This is a genomic window from Bradyrhizobium manausense (assembly GCF_001440035.1).
Classification (GTDB): Bacteria; Pseudomonadota; Alphaproteobacteria; order Rhizobiales; family Xanthobacteraceae; genus Bradyrhizobium; species Bradyrhizobium manausense.
In genome coordinates, this window is record NZ_LJYG01000076.1 from 1 (window position 1) to 14,654 (window position 14,654).

At 65.3% G+C, this 14,654-nt stretch carries 15 protein-coding genes and 1 other RNA gene; 7 read left to right on the top strand and 9 right to left on the bottom strand.

The genetic code is table 11. The features are described 5' to 3' along the window. Positions 1 to 72 precede the first annotated feature (72 nt). The 5 genes from hrpB to AOQ71_RS17355 all read left to right on the top strand — a co-directional run. A partial coding sequence (gene hrpB / locus AOQ71_RS17335) for an ATP-dependent helicase HrpB (protein ID WP_245316935.1) occupies positions 73 to 2,527 on the top strand: 2,455 nt, incomplete at its 3' end. Between the two features lie 140 nt (positions 2,528 to 2,667). Continuing rightward, the gene (locus AOQ71_RS17340; RefSeq protein ID WP_162268374.1) at positions 2,668 to 3,180 is read left to right on the top strand and encodes a TIGR02281 family clan AA aspartic protease; all 513 of its coding nucleotides are present in this window, start codon (positions 2,668 to 2,670) and stop codon (positions 3,178 to 3,180) included. 60 nt (positions 3,181 to 3,240) lie between these two features. Beyond that, positions 3,241 to 3,537: a nucleotidyltransferase family protein gene (locus tag AOQ71_RS17345; RefSeq protein WP_057748358.1), complete on the top strand. Its 297-nt coding sequence runs from the start codon at positions 3,241 to 3,243 to the stop codon at positions 3,535 to 3,537. Between the two features lie 123 nt (positions 3,538 to 3,660). Next, positions 3,661 to 3,867 carry a HepT-like ribonuclease domain-containing protein gene (locus AOQ71_RS49940; protein WP_347336700.1) on the top strand — a complete coding sequence of 69 codons (207 nt, stop codon included), beginning with the start codon at positions 3,661 to 3,663 and terminating at the stop codon, positions 3,865 to 3,867. A gap of 155 nt (positions 3,868 to 4,022) precedes the next feature. Then, entirely contained in the window at positions 4,023 to 5,522 is a 1,500-nt protein-coding gene (locus tag AOQ71_RS17355) for a phosphomannomutase/phosphoglucomutase (protein ID WP_057748364.1), read from the top strand. 8 nt (positions 5,523 to 5,530) lie between these two features. Here the strand turns inward: AOQ71_RS17355 and AOQ71_RS17360 are convergent, their stop codons facing one another. From AOQ71_RS17360 to AOQ71_RS17400, 9 genes are all read right to left on the bottom strand, one after another. Beyond that, positions 5,531 to 6,040 (bottom strand): Lrp/AsnC family transcriptional regulator, encoded by a 510-nt coding sequence (locus AOQ71_RS17360; RefSeq protein ID WP_057748368.1) that lies wholly within the window; start codon positions 6,038 to 6,040, stop codon positions 5,531 to 5,533. A gap of 99 nt (positions 6,041 to 6,139) precedes the next feature. Then, the gene (locus AOQ71_RS17365; RefSeq protein ID WP_057748372.1) at positions 6,140 to 7,060 is read right to left on the bottom strand and encodes a sugar kinase; all 921 of its coding nucleotides are present in this window, start codon (positions 7,058 to 7,060) and stop codon (positions 6,140 to 6,142) included. A gap of 8 nt (positions 7,061 to 7,068) precedes the next feature. Beyond that, on the bottom strand, positions 7,069 to 8,007 hold the full coding sequence (gene nudC, locus AOQ71_RS17370; RefSeq protein ID WP_057748375.1) for an NAD(+) diphosphatase: 939 nt from the start codon (positions 8,005 to 8,007) through the stop codon (positions 7,069 to 7,071). An 11-nt stretch (positions 8,008 to 8,018) separates the two neighbouring features. After that, positions 8,019 to 8,438: an HIT family protein gene (locus AOQ71_RS17375; RefSeq protein WP_057748378.1), complete on the bottom strand. Its 420-nt coding sequence runs from the start codon at positions 8,436 to 8,438 to the stop codon at positions 8,019 to 8,021. A gap of 232 nt (positions 8,439 to 8,670) precedes the next feature. Beyond that, on the bottom strand, positions 8,671 to 9,798 hold the full coding sequence (locus tag AOQ71_RS17380) for a muconate cycloisomerase family protein (RefSeq protein ID WP_057748381.1): 1,128 nt from the start codon (positions 9,796 to 9,798) through the stop codon (positions 8,671 to 8,673). Beyond that, the gene (locus tag AOQ71_RS17385) at positions 9,795 to 10,550 is read right to left on the bottom strand and encodes an SDR family NAD(P)-dependent oxidoreductase (RefSeq protein WP_057748384.1); all 756 of its coding nucleotides are present in this window, start codon (positions 10,548 to 10,550) and stop codon (positions 9,795 to 9,797) included. Before AOQ71_RS17385 ends, AOQ71_RS17380 begins: the two co-directional genes overlap by 4 nt. Continuing rightward, entirely contained in the window at positions 10,550 to 11,344 is a 795-nt protein-coding gene (locus tag AOQ71_RS17390; protein WP_057748386.1) for an amino acid ABC transporter ATP-binding protein, read from the bottom strand. The genes AOQ71_RS17385 and AOQ71_RS17390 overlap by 1 nt, the downstream gene beginning before the upstream one ends. Next, positions 11,341 to 12,003 (bottom strand): amino acid ABC transporter permease, encoded by a 663-nt coding sequence (locus AOQ71_RS17395; RefSeq protein ID WP_057748389.1) that lies wholly within the window; start codon positions 12,001 to 12,003, stop codon positions 11,341 to 11,343. The genes AOQ71_RS17390 and AOQ71_RS17395 overlap by 4 nt, the downstream gene beginning before the upstream one ends. A 125-nt stretch (positions 12,004 to 12,128) precedes the next feature. After that, positions 12,129 to 12,983, bottom strand: a complete 855-nt coding sequence (locus AOQ71_RS17400) for a transporter substrate-binding domain-containing protein (RefSeq protein WP_057748391.1) — start codon at positions 12,981 to 12,983, stop codon at positions 12,129 to 12,131. A 183-nt stretch (positions 12,984 to 13,166) separates the two neighbouring features. On the opposite strand from AOQ71_RS17400, the gene ffs reads away from it, so the two are divergent. Next, positions 13,167 to 13,263: signal recognition particle sRNA small type (ffs, locus tag AOQ71_RS42075), an RNA gene on the top strand. 95 nt (positions 13,264 to 13,358) lie between these two features. Beyond that, the coding region (locus AOQ71_RS17405; RefSeq protein WP_245316936.1) for a DNA polymerase III subunit gamma/tau at positions 13,359 to 14,654 on the top strand (1,296 nt) is incomplete at its 3' end.

The following is a 14,654-nucleotide window of genomic DNA, read 5'->3' on the forward strand; positions in this document are numbered from 1 at the left end:
CCATCCACGTCTGTTTTCTAGTCCAAGACGTGGATGCCCGGGACCAGCCCGGGCATGACGAGTGGATAGGCCTTGCCCCGCAACTTCGATACGCCCCTCCCGATCGATGCCGTGCTCGACGACCTCTCGCGCACGCTGGATCAGCACAACGCCGCCGTGCTGGTGGCGCCCCCCGGCGCCGGCAAGACCACGCGGGTGCCGCTGGCGCTGCTCGATGCGCCCTGGGCCCAAGGCAAGAAGATCATCGTGCTGGAGCCGCGCCGCATCGCGGCACGGGCCAGCGCCGACCGCATGGCCAAGTCGCTCGGCGAGCGCGCCGGCGAGACCGTGGGCTATCGCGTCCGCTTCGGCTCGAAGATCTCGCGTGCAACCCGCATCGAGGTCGTGACCGAAGGCATCTTTACCCGGCAGATCCTCGACGATCCCGAGCTTTCCGGTGTTGCCGCCATCCTGTTTGACGAATTCCACGAGCGCTCGCTCGATGCCGATCTGGGCCTTGCGCTGGCGCGCGATGCGCAACTCGGCCTGCGCGAAGATCTGCGCATCCTGGTGATGTCGGCGACGCTTGATGGCGCGCGTGTCGCAAGGCTGCTCGGAGAAGCGCCGGTCGTCGAGAGCGAGGGCCGCGCCTTTCCGGTCGAGACCCGTTATCTCGGCCGCAAGGCGGATGCACCGATCGAGCGGCAGATGGCGGATGCCATCGCATCGGCACTGCGCGCCGACAGCGGCTCGGTACTCGCCTTTCTGCCGGGTGCCGCCGAAATCCGTCGTACCCAGAATTTCCTGGCCGAGCGCGTGCAGGACGCCAGTATCGAGATCGTGCCGCTGTTCGGCGCGCTTGATGCCGCCGTGCAGGATCGCGCCATCGCACCGGCGCCGAAGGGCACGCGAAAAGTGGTGCTCGCGACCTCGATCGCGGAGACCTCGCTCACCATCGAAGGCGTGCGCATCGTCGTCGATTCCGGCCTTGCCCGAGTGCCGCGCTATGAGCCCGATATCGGCCTGACGCGGCTCGAGACGGTCCGCGCCTCGCGTGCGGCGGTGGACCAGCGCCGCGGCCGCGCCGGCCGCACCGAGCCTGGCGTCTGCTACCGGCTCTGGGACGAGCCGCAGACGGCCTCGCTGGCGCCCTATACGCAGCCGGAAATCCTCAGCGCCGATCTCTCCTCGCTGGTGCTTGATCTCGCGCAATGGGGCGTCGCCGATCCGGCCGCGCTGTCGTTCCTCGACCCGCCGCCACAGCCGGCATGGAAGGAAGCCAAAAGCCTCCTCACCGAGCTCAACGCGCTCGATCGCGACGGCCGCATCAGCGCCGAGGGCAAGAGCCTGCGCGCACTGGCGCTGCCGCCGCGGCTGGCGCGCATGATCGTGGATTCGCATCGCGCAGGGTGCGGCGAGGACGCGGCCGAGATCGCGGCGATCCTCACCGAACGCGGGCTCGGCGGCGACAGCGCCGATCTGGAGCACCGGCGCGACCAGTTTCGCCGCGACCGTTCGCCGCGAGCGGCGAGCGCGCGCGATCTGGCGCGGCGCTGGGCCTCGCAAGTGGCAGCGTCGGAGAAGCCGGGACCGCAGGAGGATCTCTCGACCGGCCTGATGCTTGCTTATGCCTTCCCGGACCGCGTGGCCCGCAACCGCGGTAATGGCAGTTTTGTACTCGCCAACGGTCGCGGCGCCGCAGTGGAGCAGACCTCGTCCCTGGCCCGCGCGCCGTACATCGCGATCGGTGAGATGACGGGCACGGCCGCAAGCGGGCGCATCTTGCTGGCGGCGCAAATTGCTGAAGAAGATATCGAGCGACATTTTGCCGAACATATCGACACCACCGACGAAATCTCCTTCGATCGCGGCGCGATGGCGCTGCGCGCGCGGCGCAAGCGCGTGCTGCACGCGATCACACTTTCTGAAGCAACGCTTGCGGTGTCGCCCTCGGAAGACACCGCGCGCATTTTTGCCGATGGTCTGATCGCCGCAGGCCTCGACCGGCTGCCCTGGTCCAAGGCCGCAAAGCAATGGCGCGACCGTGTGATGTTCCTGCGCAAGGCCGAGGGCGACAATTGGCCCGACCTGTCGGACGACGGGTTGATCGCGCGGCGCGACGATTGGCTGGTGCCCGCGCTCTACGGCAAGATCGCGCTGAAGGACGTCTCCGCCGGTGATCTCTCCAATGCGCTGATGGCGCTGTTGCCCTGGGACATGCGCGCGCGGCTCGACCGCGAGGCGCCGACACATTTCGAGGCGCCGACGGGCAGCGTGCTGGCGATCGATTACGAGGCCGAGCAGGGGCCGACCATCGCCGTGCGGCTGCAGGAATTGTTCGGCCTCAACACCCATCCCTCGATCGCCGCCGGCAAGGTGCCGCTGGTGCTGGAGCTGCTGTCGCCGGCGCAGCGTCCGGTGCAGGTGACGCGCGATCTCCCCGGCTTCTGGCGCGGCAGTTACGCCGCGGTGCGCTCCGACCTGCGCGGCCGCTATCCGCGCCATCCCTGGCCGGACGATCCGGCGACCGCGCTGCCGACCCGGCGGGNGGCGAAGCCGCGCGGGACGTGAGTCCGCATTAACCGTTCGCTCATCCTTTTCGTCAAAATGACCCGGGCGCGCCGCGGCGTCGCTCGCAGACGGGTGCGCCGCGTGGTGAAATCGAGCGTTCGGCTCGGAAATGGTGTGATGCGTAACATTATGATCTTCGCGGCCGTGATGATCGGTCTCGGTACATTCATGGCGCAGATGGCGGACAGGATGAGTTCCGCCTCCGCCACGTCAGCGCCGCATCCGACGGTCGCAGTTGCGACCACCGCGCCGGCCGGCAGCCGCAGCCTCAACATCCCCCGGGACGTCCGCGGTCATTTCCAGACCGAGGGCCGCATCGACGGCCAGCGCATCGGTTTCATGGTCGACACCGGAGCTTCCGTGGTGGCGCTGAACGAGACCTCGGCCGCCCGCTTTGGCCTGCGTCCCTCGCGCAACGAGTACAACGCCGCGGTCACCACTGCGAACGGCACCGTCAAGGCCGCGCGCACCCGGATCGCGATGCTTGAGGTCGGTGACCTCGTGGTGCGCGATGTCGATGCCATGGTGCTGCCGGACGCTGCACTGTCCGAGAACCTGCTCGGCCTCTCCTTCCTGTCTCGCCTGAAGCGGTTTGAGTACGCCAACGGCCAGATGGTGCTGGAGCAGTAGATCCACTCTAATTGGTCGGCGGGCCTCCCTTAAGGGCAGACGGGGTGCTATATTCCGTCCATGAACAGCCCCGAGGCGATCGACATCCTCCGACAATCCGAGCCCGCGCTACGCGAGCGAGGCGTCTTGCATGCCGCGTTGTCCGGCTCGGTGGCGAGGGGTGAAAATCGCCCTGACAGCGATGTCGATATTATGGTCGAGATCGATCCGGAGGCGCGGATCACGGTCTTCGACTACATCGAACGCAAGGAATATATCGCCAACCTTTTTGACGGGCGGGTCGATATCGTCAATCGCGACGGTCTGAAATCATACGTTGCGCCCGCCGCGACAGCCGATGCTGTCTATGCCTTCTGATCGCATCGACGGAGTCCTTCGGGACATCTTACATCACATCGATTTGGCGACCGAGTTCGCCGTAGATCTGGATCGCGAGGCATTCGCGACGGATTTACGGACGGTCTAACTGTTACGCGATGTTTGGAGATCATTTCGGAGGCCTCTCGGCGTCTTCCAGAGGAACTGAAGGCGAGGCACCCAGCGATCGCATGGAGGCAGATGGCGGCTGCAGGCAATGTCTATCGCCACAACTATGAGGACGTCGCAGCCCGCCTTGTCTGGGAGACCGTTCAGCAGGACCTGCCATCTCTCAGGGCAGCCGTCGAAGACGAACTGGCACGCCGATAGCCGATGCGCCAGAAGCGCGGGTCTCTCTCAGCGCACCATTTCCCGTTACCAAACTGCCGCAATTATCGGCCATAAGCCTTCATTCCCGCCTTCCACCGCGCCCTGGCCTTCGCTAAGGCTGCATCAATTCCTGTCATTTTCACGAGACCGCCTCAATGTTCCCCAAGCCGAAACCCGTCCTGTTGCCCAACACCTACGCCTTCGAATCCGAGCCGATGGTGAAGCCCACGGGTTTCCGCGAATACGACGCGCGCTGGTTGTTCCAGAAGGAAATCAACCTGATGGGCGTGCAGGCGCTCGGCATGGGGCTCGGCGCACTGATCGCCGAGCTTGGCGTCAGCCAAGAGATCGTCACCGGCCATGATTTCCGCGGCTATTCGGCCTCGATCAAATATGCGCTGATCTCCGGCCTGATGGCGGCGGGCTGCAAGGTGCACGATATCGGTCTTGCGGTGACGCCGATGGCCTATTTCGCGCAATTCGATCTCGACGTGCCCGCCGTCGCCATGGTCACGGCCTCGCACAACGACAATGGCTGGACCGGCGTGAAGATGGGCGCCAACCGTCCGCTGACCTTCGGCCCCGACGAGATGACGCGGCTGAAAGAGATCGTGCTCAATGCCGAGTTCAAGAACAAGGCGGGCGGCTCCTACCAATTCCACGAGAACTATCCGGCACGCTATATCGCCGATCTCACCAACCGGCCAAAGCTGACGCGCAAGCTCAAGGTCGTCGCGGCCTGCGGCAACGGCACCGCCGGCGCATTCGCGCCGCAGGTGCTGGAGGCGATCGGCTGCGAGGTGATCCCGCTCGACACCGAGCTCGACCACACCTTCCCGAAATACAATCCGAACCCTGAGGACATGGAGATGCTGCACGCGATCCGCGACGCGGTGCTGCATCACAAGGCCGATGTCGGCCTCGGCTTCGACGGCGACGGCGACCGCTGCGGCGTCGTCGACAATACCGGAGAGGAGATCTTTGCCGACAAGGTCGGCGTGATGCTGGCGCGCGACATGTCGGCGATCCACAAGGACGCGCAGTTCATCGTCGACGTGAAGTCGACCGGTCTCTTCATCACCGATCCCGTGCTGCAGAAGCAGGGCGCCAGGACCGCCTATTGGAAGACCGGCCATTCCTACATGAAGCGCCGCACCAACGAGACCGGTGCGCTCGCCGGCTTCGAGAAATCAGGCCATTTCTTCTTCAACAAGCCGTATGGGCGCGGCTATGACGACGGCCTCGTCTCGGCGATCGCGATCTGCGACATGCTCGACCGCGCGCCCGGCAAGTCGATGGCGGACCTCAAGGACGCACTGCCAAAAACCTGGTCGTCGCCGACCATGTCGCCGCATTGCGCCGACGAGGTGAAGTACGGCGTCATCGATTCCGTGGTGAAGCACTTCGAGGGCTTGCAGGCCAAGGGCGCCAAGATCGGCGGCCAGGCGATCCGCGATCTCGTCACCGTCAACGGCGTGCGCGTCACCGTCGAGGACGGCAGCTGGGGCCTGGTCCGCGCCTCCTCCAACAAGCCCGAGCTCGTGGTCGTGGTCGAGAGCCCGGTCTCCGAGCAACGCATGCACGACATGTTCGAGATGGTGAACAGCGTGCTGCGGACCCATCCCGAGGTGGGAGAGTACAACCAGAAGATTTGAGGACTGTCTTAAGCCGCCACCACCGCCGGGATCGGCAGCGCCGTCACCGACTTGATCTTCTCCATCGCAAAGCGCGAGGTGACGTTCTTCAGCGGCACGGCGCTGATCAGCTTCTTGTAGAAGATGTCATAGGCCTGCATGTCCGCGACCACGACGCGCAGCATGTAATCGACGTCGCCGGCCATGCGGTAGAATTCCATCACTTCGGGCATGGCGCTGACCGCCTCGGCAAACTTCTTCAGCCAGGCGTCGGAATGATCCGAGCTCTCCACCGACACGAACACGGAGATGCCGAGCCCGATCTTGTTCTGATCGACCAGCGCCACCCGCTTCAGGATCACGCCGTCGGCCTCGAGGCGCTGGATGCGCTTCCAGCAGGGGGTCGAGGACAGTCCGACCCGGTCGCCGATTTCGGCAACGGACAGGGAGGCATCCTCCTGGAGGACCATCAGGATCTTGCGGTCGATGGCGTCGAGGCGGCGGCTGGTCTCGGGGATCTGGACAGCGAGGTCGGTCATTTGAAGAACTTTGTTCCATTTCAGGGGCTGATTTCCCTGATATAGAGAAAATCATTCTATAGCAAGCCCATAATCTCCGCGGCGGGCTGGCTCGGCGTCTCAGGCGCTGCGCAAAAGCTCTTCAACTTCAACACGTTGCGGTGCGGCCAGGCCGCCACCATGGCGGGTGCATTTCAGCGCCGCAGCGGCCGCGGCGAATCGCAGCGCCTCGCGCAGGCCTCCGCCCTCAGCGAGCCGGAGGGTGAAGGCGCCGTGGAAGACGTCGCCAGCGCCAAGCGTATCCACCGCCTCGACCGGGAAGGCGGGTGTTTCCTCCAGCCGGCCTGCCTCGTTCAGCCAGATCGTGCCGTGCGGGCCGCGGGTAGCGGCGAGGAAAGCGGGCGTGAGCTTGGCGAGCCGCTTCAAGGCCTCGCCGTCACCAGTGATGCCAGCGGTCTCCTGCACCTGCGCGCTGGCGAACAGCAGATGCGAGGCGGCCGTAAGCAGATCGTCGGTCAGCGCCATCGCGCGATCGACGCCGACAATGACGGGGATGCCGCGCCGGCGCGCCTCGGTGCAGAGATCAATGCAGAAGACGCCGCAGCGGCTCTCGACGAGAACCGCCTGGCAACAAGCGAGCAATTCGTCGGCGTCAGATAGCTTCACGCTCCACAGCGCAGGATCGCGGTAGATCGTCAGCGTTCGTTCGCCTGATGCGTCGATGATGATCGCCGAGACGGGCGTGGCAGCGCCCCGAACGCGCAAGATCCGCCCGACATCAATCCCCTCGGAAGCCATCCGTTCGAGAATGAAGCCGCTCGACGTCTCCTGCGCGTCGCCCATGGGACCTGCAAACGCGACGCGGCCGCCAAGTCGTGCCATCGCGATCGCGGCATTGAGCGCGTTGCCGCCGCATATCTCGGCAAGATGCGTCGCGTTCGCCTTGCTGCCGCGCTCCGGCACGGCCTCCACCCGGAAGGTGAGGTCGCGCACGGGAATGCCGATGCACAGGATGCGCGGCGCGATCGCGGAGTGCGCCATCGGCAGCCTCAGCTCCTGTCGTGCACCCAGCGGCCGAGCAGATGATGTGCGATCGCAAACGGATGCGGCCCGGCTAACCCGTCCGGATGCGTCCGTTTCAGCATCAGCGCCGCCTCATCGCGCGTGAACCAGCGTGCATCCTCCAGCTCGGAATGATCGACGACGATGTCCTCGTTCAGCGCCCGCGCGCTGCAGCCAATCATCAGCGACGACGGATAGGGCCAGGGCTGCGACATGTAATACTGCACGTCGGTGCAGCGAATGCCCGACTCTTCGAGGATTTCACGGCGCACCGCGTCCTCGATGGTTTCGGCGGCCTCGACGAAGCCGGCGAGGCACGAAAACATGCCGGGCGGAAACTGCTTCTGGCGGCCGAGCAGGCACTTTTCGCCCGATGCCACCAGCATGATCACGACAGGATCGGTGCGCGGAAAATGCTCGGCCTTGCACGCCGGGCAGTCGCGCTTCCAGCCGCCTTCCTTCATCGCGCTGCGGGCGCCGCAATTGGCGCAATAGCCGTGGCGCTGATGCCAGCTGACCATCGACTTCGCCATCGCGATCGCCGACAGCTGGTCGGGCGGGATCGCGCCCTGCATCGCCATGCCGCGCAGCTCGGTGACGGTGTAGTCGTCACGGCCGATCAGCTTCTCGGCTGCGGCTTGCGCCAGGCCCATGCCGAAGATCGCCGCGCCGTCGCGCAAGCCCAGAAAGATCGTGCCGGGATTGGCGCCGCATTTCAGCGCCTCGTCGATCGAGAGCAGCGCACGCACCTTGTCGCCCTCGCGCTTCACCAGCAGCGAGTCGCGGTAGACGACATAGGCGCGCGACGACGGTTTCTGTTCCAGTGCAAACAGCTTTTCGTCATCGCGGCGCAAATGCGCGGCGCGGTCGAGGACGTTGGTGACGAAGGCCGGCTGCCCCAAGGGAAACGAGTCGAATGCTGACATTTCTTGTTCTTTCAACCCAACCAGATTTTCTTGCGAAGCGCGCTGATGAAATTCTGTACCTCGGCCGCGTCATGCGCCAAGGGCTTCATCACGCCCCAGACCGGCCGCGGCCAGGCGGCGTCACCGGTGCGGCGCGCGATGATGTGAATATGAAGCTGCGGCACGAGATTGCCGAGCGCCGCGACGTTGAGCTTGTCGCATCTGGTGATCTCCTTCAGCGCGCGAGAGACGCGGGAGATCTCGGTCATCAGCTGTGCCTGCTGCACCTCGTCGAGATCGATGATCTCGACCGCATCAGGCCGCCGCGGCACCAGCAGCAGCCAGGGATAGTTGGCGTCCTTGATGACCAGCACCTTCGACAGCGGCAGGTCGCCGATGTCGATGGTGTCCTCTTTCAGGCGGGAGTGCAGCGACCAGGCGGGTTCGGGCATGAAGGTTTCCGGATGGCCCGATGGGGTCGGGCGTGTTGGGCCAGACCATACGATAGGAGGTCAGTAAGGGAAAGGATGGCAACTGCATACGCGATCGTCGTCCTGGACAAGCGAAGCGCAGATCCAGGACCCACTCCAGGAAGCCGTTTTGCGAAGAGTCGCGGCGACCAGCTCGCCTCACGACTCCTGCCTGGGGTAATGGGTCCTGGCCTTCGCCAGGACGACCAAAAAACTACGCCTCCGCCAGCACCCGCGCATTGGCGCGAATCGAGGCTTCGCTGACGCGGATGCCCAGGCCCGGCCCGTCGGGCACCACTACCTGTCCGGCGCGATTGGCAACGCGCTCTTCCAGCACGTCTTCGGTCAACACGTGATGCGGCATGTAGAATTCGCAGCCGAGCGAGATGCCCGGTGTCGCCGCGATCAGCTGCGTGCCGGCGGCGAGGCCAATGCCGCCTTCCCACAGCGTGCCGCCATAACCTGGCAGGCCGGCGATGTCGGCGATCGCCATGATCGCCTGCGCCTCGTACAGGCCGCCTGATTTCATCAGCTTGATCGAGACGGCATCGGCGGCCTCGCGGCGCACCACCTCCATCATGTCACGGCGATCGAAGCAGCTCTCATCCGCGAGCACGGGCGTTTCCAGCGCCGCGGTGAGCTGCGCCATCACGTCGAGAAATCTGCGCGGCACGGGCTGCTCGATGAAGGTCGGCGCGAACTCTTCGACATCGCGCAGGATCTTGATGGCGCCGAACGGCGCCAAAGCCTGGTTGTAGTCGACGCGCAGATCGACCTTGTCGCCGAACTCTTTCCGGATCGTTTCGAGATGATCGAGGTCCTCGTGATGCGGTTTTACGCCGGTCTTGACCTTGTAGATGACATTGCCCTCAGGAACCATTTTTCGCATGCGTTCGAGATCGGCGGCGAAGTCAGGATCGGCGATGGAGAACGACAGCGGGATGGTGTCGCGCACGCGGCCGCCGAGCAGGTCGGCAACCGAGAGTCCCGACGATTTGCCGACGATGTCGAGCAGCGCCATCTCGATCGCAACTTTTGCCTCGGCGTGCCCAACCAGCGCGCGGTCGAGTTCCGTCATCAGCGCGCGGATGCGGCGCACGGATTTGCCGATCACGATCGGCCGCAAATAAATGTCGAGCGCCGCGAACGCAGCTTCCGGTGTTCCCGTGAACACCTCCCACGGCGCAGCCTCGCCCCAGCCGATCACGCCATCGCTCGAGGTCAGCTCGAGCAGCACACGCTTCACCGTGCCCTTGACGTTGCCGACGCCCTGCAGGCGCGCCATCTTGATCGGGCTTTCGATCAGGAACAGGCGGAGACGCTGGATGGTTGCTTCGGTCATGTCAGGCCTCCATTGACGTGCCAGACCTGACCGGTGACGTAGGATGCTTTCGGGGACGCCAGGAAGGCGATGATCTCGGCGACTTCTTCCGGCCGCCCGCGGCGGCGCATCGGGATCAGCGCTTCCGTTGCGGCGATCTGCTCGGGCGACAGCCGGCTCTCGCCCGGCTTGTCCTTGACGATCAGGCCGGGCGACACCGCGTTGACGGTGATGCCGTCTCTTGCAAGCTCCATCGCGGTGAGCCGCACCAGCGCTTCCAACGCGGAGCGGCTCGCGGCCGTCGCTGCGAACGGCGCGAATTCGGGCCGGATCGCGTGTGCGACGAAGGAGGACACCGCGACGATCCGCGCCTCATTCCCGGCCCGCAGCAGCGGCAGTGCAGCCTCGACCATCCGTGTGAAAGCCAGCGCCGATTCGTCCATCGCCTGCCGGAACTGATCCGCCGGGGTGCCGATCGCGCTGCCGCGGCGGGCATGGCCGCCGACGAGAACCAAGCCATCGAGCCGGCCGAAAGCCGATTGCACCGCGGCGATGGCATCGGTCGCGGCTGCTTCCCCGGCGAGATCGCCAAGGCATTTGGCGACCACGGCGCCCTTTGCTTCGGCTTCCGCTACCGTGGCATCGAGGCCTGTGGCGTTCGCGCGCGTATGCAGCAGCAGCGCGGTGCCGGGTGCGGCAAGCAGCTTTGCCGCGGCGCGGCCAATGCCGCTGGCGGCGCCGGTGACGAGATAGACGCGGTTGATCTCGGACATCACGATGTCGCGTTGGCCGGCGGCAGCGCGCCGGTGCGGTGGAAATGGCTGAGGAAGGCGCGCGTCGCGGCTTCCCCGGGATTGTCGATCACCTGCCGCGCCGGGCCTTCCTCGACCACGACGCCGTCGCGCATGAAGATGAGGCGGTCGGCGACCTCGCGGGCGAAGGCGATCTCGTGGGTCACGATCACCATGGTCATGCCTTCGGAGGCCAGCTGCTGGATCACGTTCAGCACCTCGCCGACGAGCTCGGGATCGAGCGCCGAGGTGGCCTCGTCGAACAGCATGACGTCAGGCTCCATCGCCAGCGCGCGTGCGATCGCAACGCGCTGCTTCTGGCCGCCTGACAGCGTTGCCGGATATTGATCCGCCTTCTCCGCGAGCCCGACCTTGGCGAGCTGCGCCCGCGCGAGCTTTTCGGCATCGGCCTTGGCCATGCGCCGCACGGTGACCGGCCCCTCCATCACGTTCTGGAGTGTCGTCATGTGCGGGAACAGGTTGAAGTGCTGGAACACCATGCCGGTGGTGGCACGGAATTTTGCCAGGCTCTTTACGTCAGGGAGCTTTGTGCCGTCGCCGAACGCAAAGCTGATATCGCCGACGCGCACGCTGCCGCCGTCGGGCACGACCAGAAGATTGATGCAGCGGAGCAGCGTCGACTTGCCGGAGCCTGAAGGCCCGATCAGCGCGACGACGCCGCCCTTGGCGACGTCGAGATTGATGTTCTTCAAAACCTCGTTGCTGCCAAAGCTCTTGCGTAAGGCCCGGATCTCGATTTTCGATGTCTCGCTCATTCGCTGACCGCCAGGTGCTTCTCGCCGCGGCGGACGATGATGGTGAGCGGGATCAGGATCGCCGCATAGGCGACCGCAACCGCGGTGTAGGTCTCGAGCGGCCGGTAGCTGTCATGGGCTGCGACCTGGCTCTGATACACGAGGTCGGGCACCGCCAGCACCGAGACCAGCGAGGTGTTCTTGAACTGGATGATCGACTGGTTCATCAGCGCCGGGATCATGCGCTTGATTGCCTGCGGCAGCACGATGCGTCGCATGCTCTGGCCTGGGGTCATGCCGAGCGCGGCGCCGGCTTCCGACTGGCCCTTGTCGATCGAGACGATGCCGCCGCGGATGATCTCCGAATAGAACGAGCCGCCGTACAGCGAGAGCGCCAGCGCCGACGCCGTGATCGGCGTCATCTCGACGCCGGCGAGGATCGGCAGCGCGTAGTAGAACCAGATCAGCTGCACCAGGATCGGCGTGCAGCGGAACGCCTCGATGAAGGCGAGGGCGACGAGCCGCACCGGCTGGAAGCGCGACAGGCTGCCGAAAGCGCCGAACAGGCCGAACACGAGGCCGAGCAGCACGATCACCACGGTGAAGCCGACGGTGACGCCAAGCCCGTTGAGAAAGAGCCAGCGATAGCTCCAGAGGATGCCGAAGTCCCACTGATACATGTGTGCGATTACTCGTGGTGGGTGCCGATTTTGCACCGTCGTTCCGGGGCGATGCGAAGCATCGAACCCGGAACCTCGAGATTCCAGGTTCGCCCTGCGGGCGCCCCGGAATGACAGTGGAAAGCTTACAGAGAAACTCCCGGCGGGATGTCCGCCTCGGTCACGCCCACCAGCTCCATATTGGTGATGATGGCGTTGCGGATGAAGCCGAGGCCCTTGTTGAAGTCGATCCAGGTGTTGACGTAGTCGCGGAAGGTCTTGTCGTTCTCGCGGCGGAAGCCGGCGTTCGACGTCGTCGCGAAGATCGGCGTCGGCAGCACGAACTGGCCGAGCGAGGGGTTCTTCTTCAGCACGGTCAGCGACAGCATCGTGATCAGGCACTGCGCGTCGACGCGGCCGGTCTGCAGCGCGGCGGTGGCATCGTCGGCGGTCTTCAGCCGCGAGATCTGCGCCTTCGGCGTCAGGCGGCTGACGACCTGGTCGTGGGACGAGCCCTGGTCGACCGCGATCTTGATATCGGGCGAGTTCAGCTCGGCCCAGCTCTTCGGCTTGAAGTCCTTCTTGCAGAGAATGCCGAAGGCGTTGTTGAAGACAGGCACCGAGAAGTCGACCACCAGCGCGCGCTTCGGCGTCGGGTTCAGGCCGAAGAAGATGTCGATCTTGTTGGACTGCAGATCCAGCACCGAATTGCCCCAGGTGGTCTCGGTGATGTCGAGCTCGGCCTCCATGTCGTCGGCCAACGCCTTGGCGATGTCGATGTAGAAGCCCTTCCACTGGCCGCTGGAAAGATCCTTCATGTAATAGGGCGCGCCGCCGCCGACGGCACCGATCCGCATCTTCTTGGTGCGGCGGATGCGGGCGAAGGTCGATTCGTTGGGATCGGCCGCCTGGGCCACGGCCTTCGAGGCCAGCGCGCTTGCGGTCACCGCGCCGACGGCGCCAAGTCCGACAATCGATGCAACATCACGACGTGTAACCATTGGGATCAATCGCTTTTCTGGTGAGGTGGAGTTCCGGCAGCGTTCTTACCAAGGCGGCCCTGGTAGCGAAAGCACAGCCTATCGGCTGGGCAGGTCAGGAATTGCCCGGATGCTGGGCAAGATCAAGTTGGCCGATATGATACCCGCTTGCTTTCCCGCTCCTTTGGCCCCAAATAGGGACCGGGAGATTGGCGGTGGACGAGCCACTCGCCAACCGGGTCAGGTCCGGAAGGAAGCAGCCCTAACGAGGTCCGGATCGGGTCGCTCGTCAGTCTCCTACCTGTTTTTTCGAGCGAACCAGCGCCGGCGGGCCTCCCGCTGGCGCGCTCCTGTCCGCAAAAGCCAGCCGAGAGACATTCCATTGCGGATTGACCGATGACCGACGCTGGCGCCCCTCCACCTCCTGATAGCGCCGGCCCGGCCGGGAACGCGCCCTATCGGGTGCTGGCGCGGAAATACCGTCCCTCGAGCTTCGACGATCTGATCGGCCAGGAGGCGGTGGTCCGCACCGTCTCCAATGCGTTCGAAACCGGCCGGATTCCGCAGGCCTGGATCCTCACCGGCGTCCGCGGCGTCGGCAAGACTACCACTGCGCGCATCCTCGCCCGTGCGCTCAACTACGAGATGCCGGACGGTTCGGTGAAGGGCCCGACCATCCACATGCCGACCCTCGGCGTGCACTGCCAGGCCATTATGGAAAGCCGGCACATGGACGTGCTGGAGATGGACGCGGCCTCCCATACTGGTGTCGACGACGTCCGCCAGATCAACGACAGCGTGCGCTACGCTCCGGCCAGTGCCCGCTACAAGGTCTACATCATCGACGAAGTCCACATGCTGTCGACGGCGGCGTTCAACGCCTTCCTGAAGACGCTGGAGGAACCGCCGGAGCACGCCAAGTTCGTGTTCGCCACCACCGAGATCCGCAAGGTCCCGGTCACGGTGCTGTCGCGCTGCCAGCGCTTCGACCTGCGCCGCGTCGAGGCCGACGTGCTGATGAAGCATCTCGCCAACATCGCCGCGAAGGAACATGTCGAGATCGAGCCGGAGGCGCTCGGCATCATCGCGCGCGCGGCCGAAGGCTCGGTGCGCGATTCGCTGTCGCTGCTCGACCAGGCCATCGCCCATGCGGCGGGCCGGGTGAAGGCCGATGCGGTCAGGCAGATGCTGGGCCTTGCCGACCGCACCCGCGTCATCGATCTGTTCGATTCGCTGGCGCGCGGCGACATCGCGGCTGCGTTCAAGGAGTTCCGCGATCAGTACGATGTCGGCGCGGATCCGATCGTGGTGCTGTCGGATCTCGCTGAATTCGTCAATTTCGTCACCCGCGTGAAGATCGTGCCGGCGACGGCCGACAACGTCGCCTATGGCGAGACCGAGCGCGTGCGCGCGAAGGATTTCGCCTCAAGGATCTCGATGCGCGTGCTGTCGCGGATGTGGCAGATGCTGCTCAAGGGCATCACCGAGGTGCAGGGCGCGACGCGCCCGGCCGCAGCCGCCGAGATGGTGCTGGTGCGCATGGCCTATGTCGCCGATCTGCCGACGCCGGACGAAGCGATCCGGATGCTGGAGCAGAATGGCGGCGGCTCACAGGTCGTGGGCGGCGGTGCCGCGCGCAGCAGCGTGCCGGCGGGGCCGACGGTCTCCGCGGCGCCGGCGCCGCCAGCCGCG

Bases quoted from the DNA above. Each gene is read 5' to 3' on its own strand.
- AOQ71_RS17340 (WP_162268374.1), top strand. From the start codon at position 2,668: ATGCGTAACATTATGATCTTCGCGGCCGTGATGATCGGTCTCGGTACA.
- AOQ71_RS17345 (WP_057748358.1), top strand. From the start codon at position 3,241: ATGAACAGCCCCGAGGCGATCGACATCCTCCGACAATCCGAGCCCGCG.
- AOQ71_RS17355 (WP_057748364.1), top strand. From the start codon at position 4,023: ATGTTCCCCAAGCCGAAACCCGTCCTGTTGCCCAACACCTACGCCTTC.
- AOQ71_RS17360 (WP_057748368.1), bottom strand. From the start codon at position 6,040: ATGACCGACCTCGCTGTCCAGATCCCCGAGACCAGCCGCCGCCTCGAC.
- AOQ71_RS17365 (WP_057748372.1), bottom strand. From the start codon at position 7,060: ATGGCGCACTCCGCGATCGCGCCGCGCATCCTGTGCATCGGCATTCCC.
- nudC (WP_057748375.1), bottom strand. From the start codon at position 8,007: ATGTCAGCATTCGACTCGTTTCCCTTGGGGCAGCCGGCCTTCGTCACC.
- AOQ71_RS17375 (WP_057748378.1), bottom strand. From the start codon at position 8,438: ATGCCCGAACCCGCCTGGTCGCTGCACTCCCGCCTGAAAGAGGACACC.
- AOQ71_RS17380 (WP_057748381.1), bottom strand. From the start codon at position 9,798: ATGACCGAAGCAACCATCCAGCGTCTCCGCCTGTTCCTGATCGAAAGC.
- AOQ71_RS17385 (WP_057748384.1), bottom strand. From the start codon at position 10,550: ATGTCCGAGATCAACCGCGTCTATCTCGTCACCGGCGCCGCCAGCGGC.
- AOQ71_RS17390 (WP_057748386.1), bottom strand. From the start codon at position 11,344: ATGAGCGAGACATCGAAAATCGAGATCCGGGCCTTACGCAAGAGCTTT.
- AOQ71_RS17395 (WP_057748389.1), bottom strand. From the start codon at position 12,003: ATGTATCAGTGGGACTTCGGCATCCTCTGGAGCTATCGCTGGCTCTTT.
- AOQ71_RS17400 (WP_057748391.1), bottom strand. From the start codon at position 12,983: ATGGTTACACGTCGTGATGTTGCATCGATTGTCGGACTTGGCGCCGTC.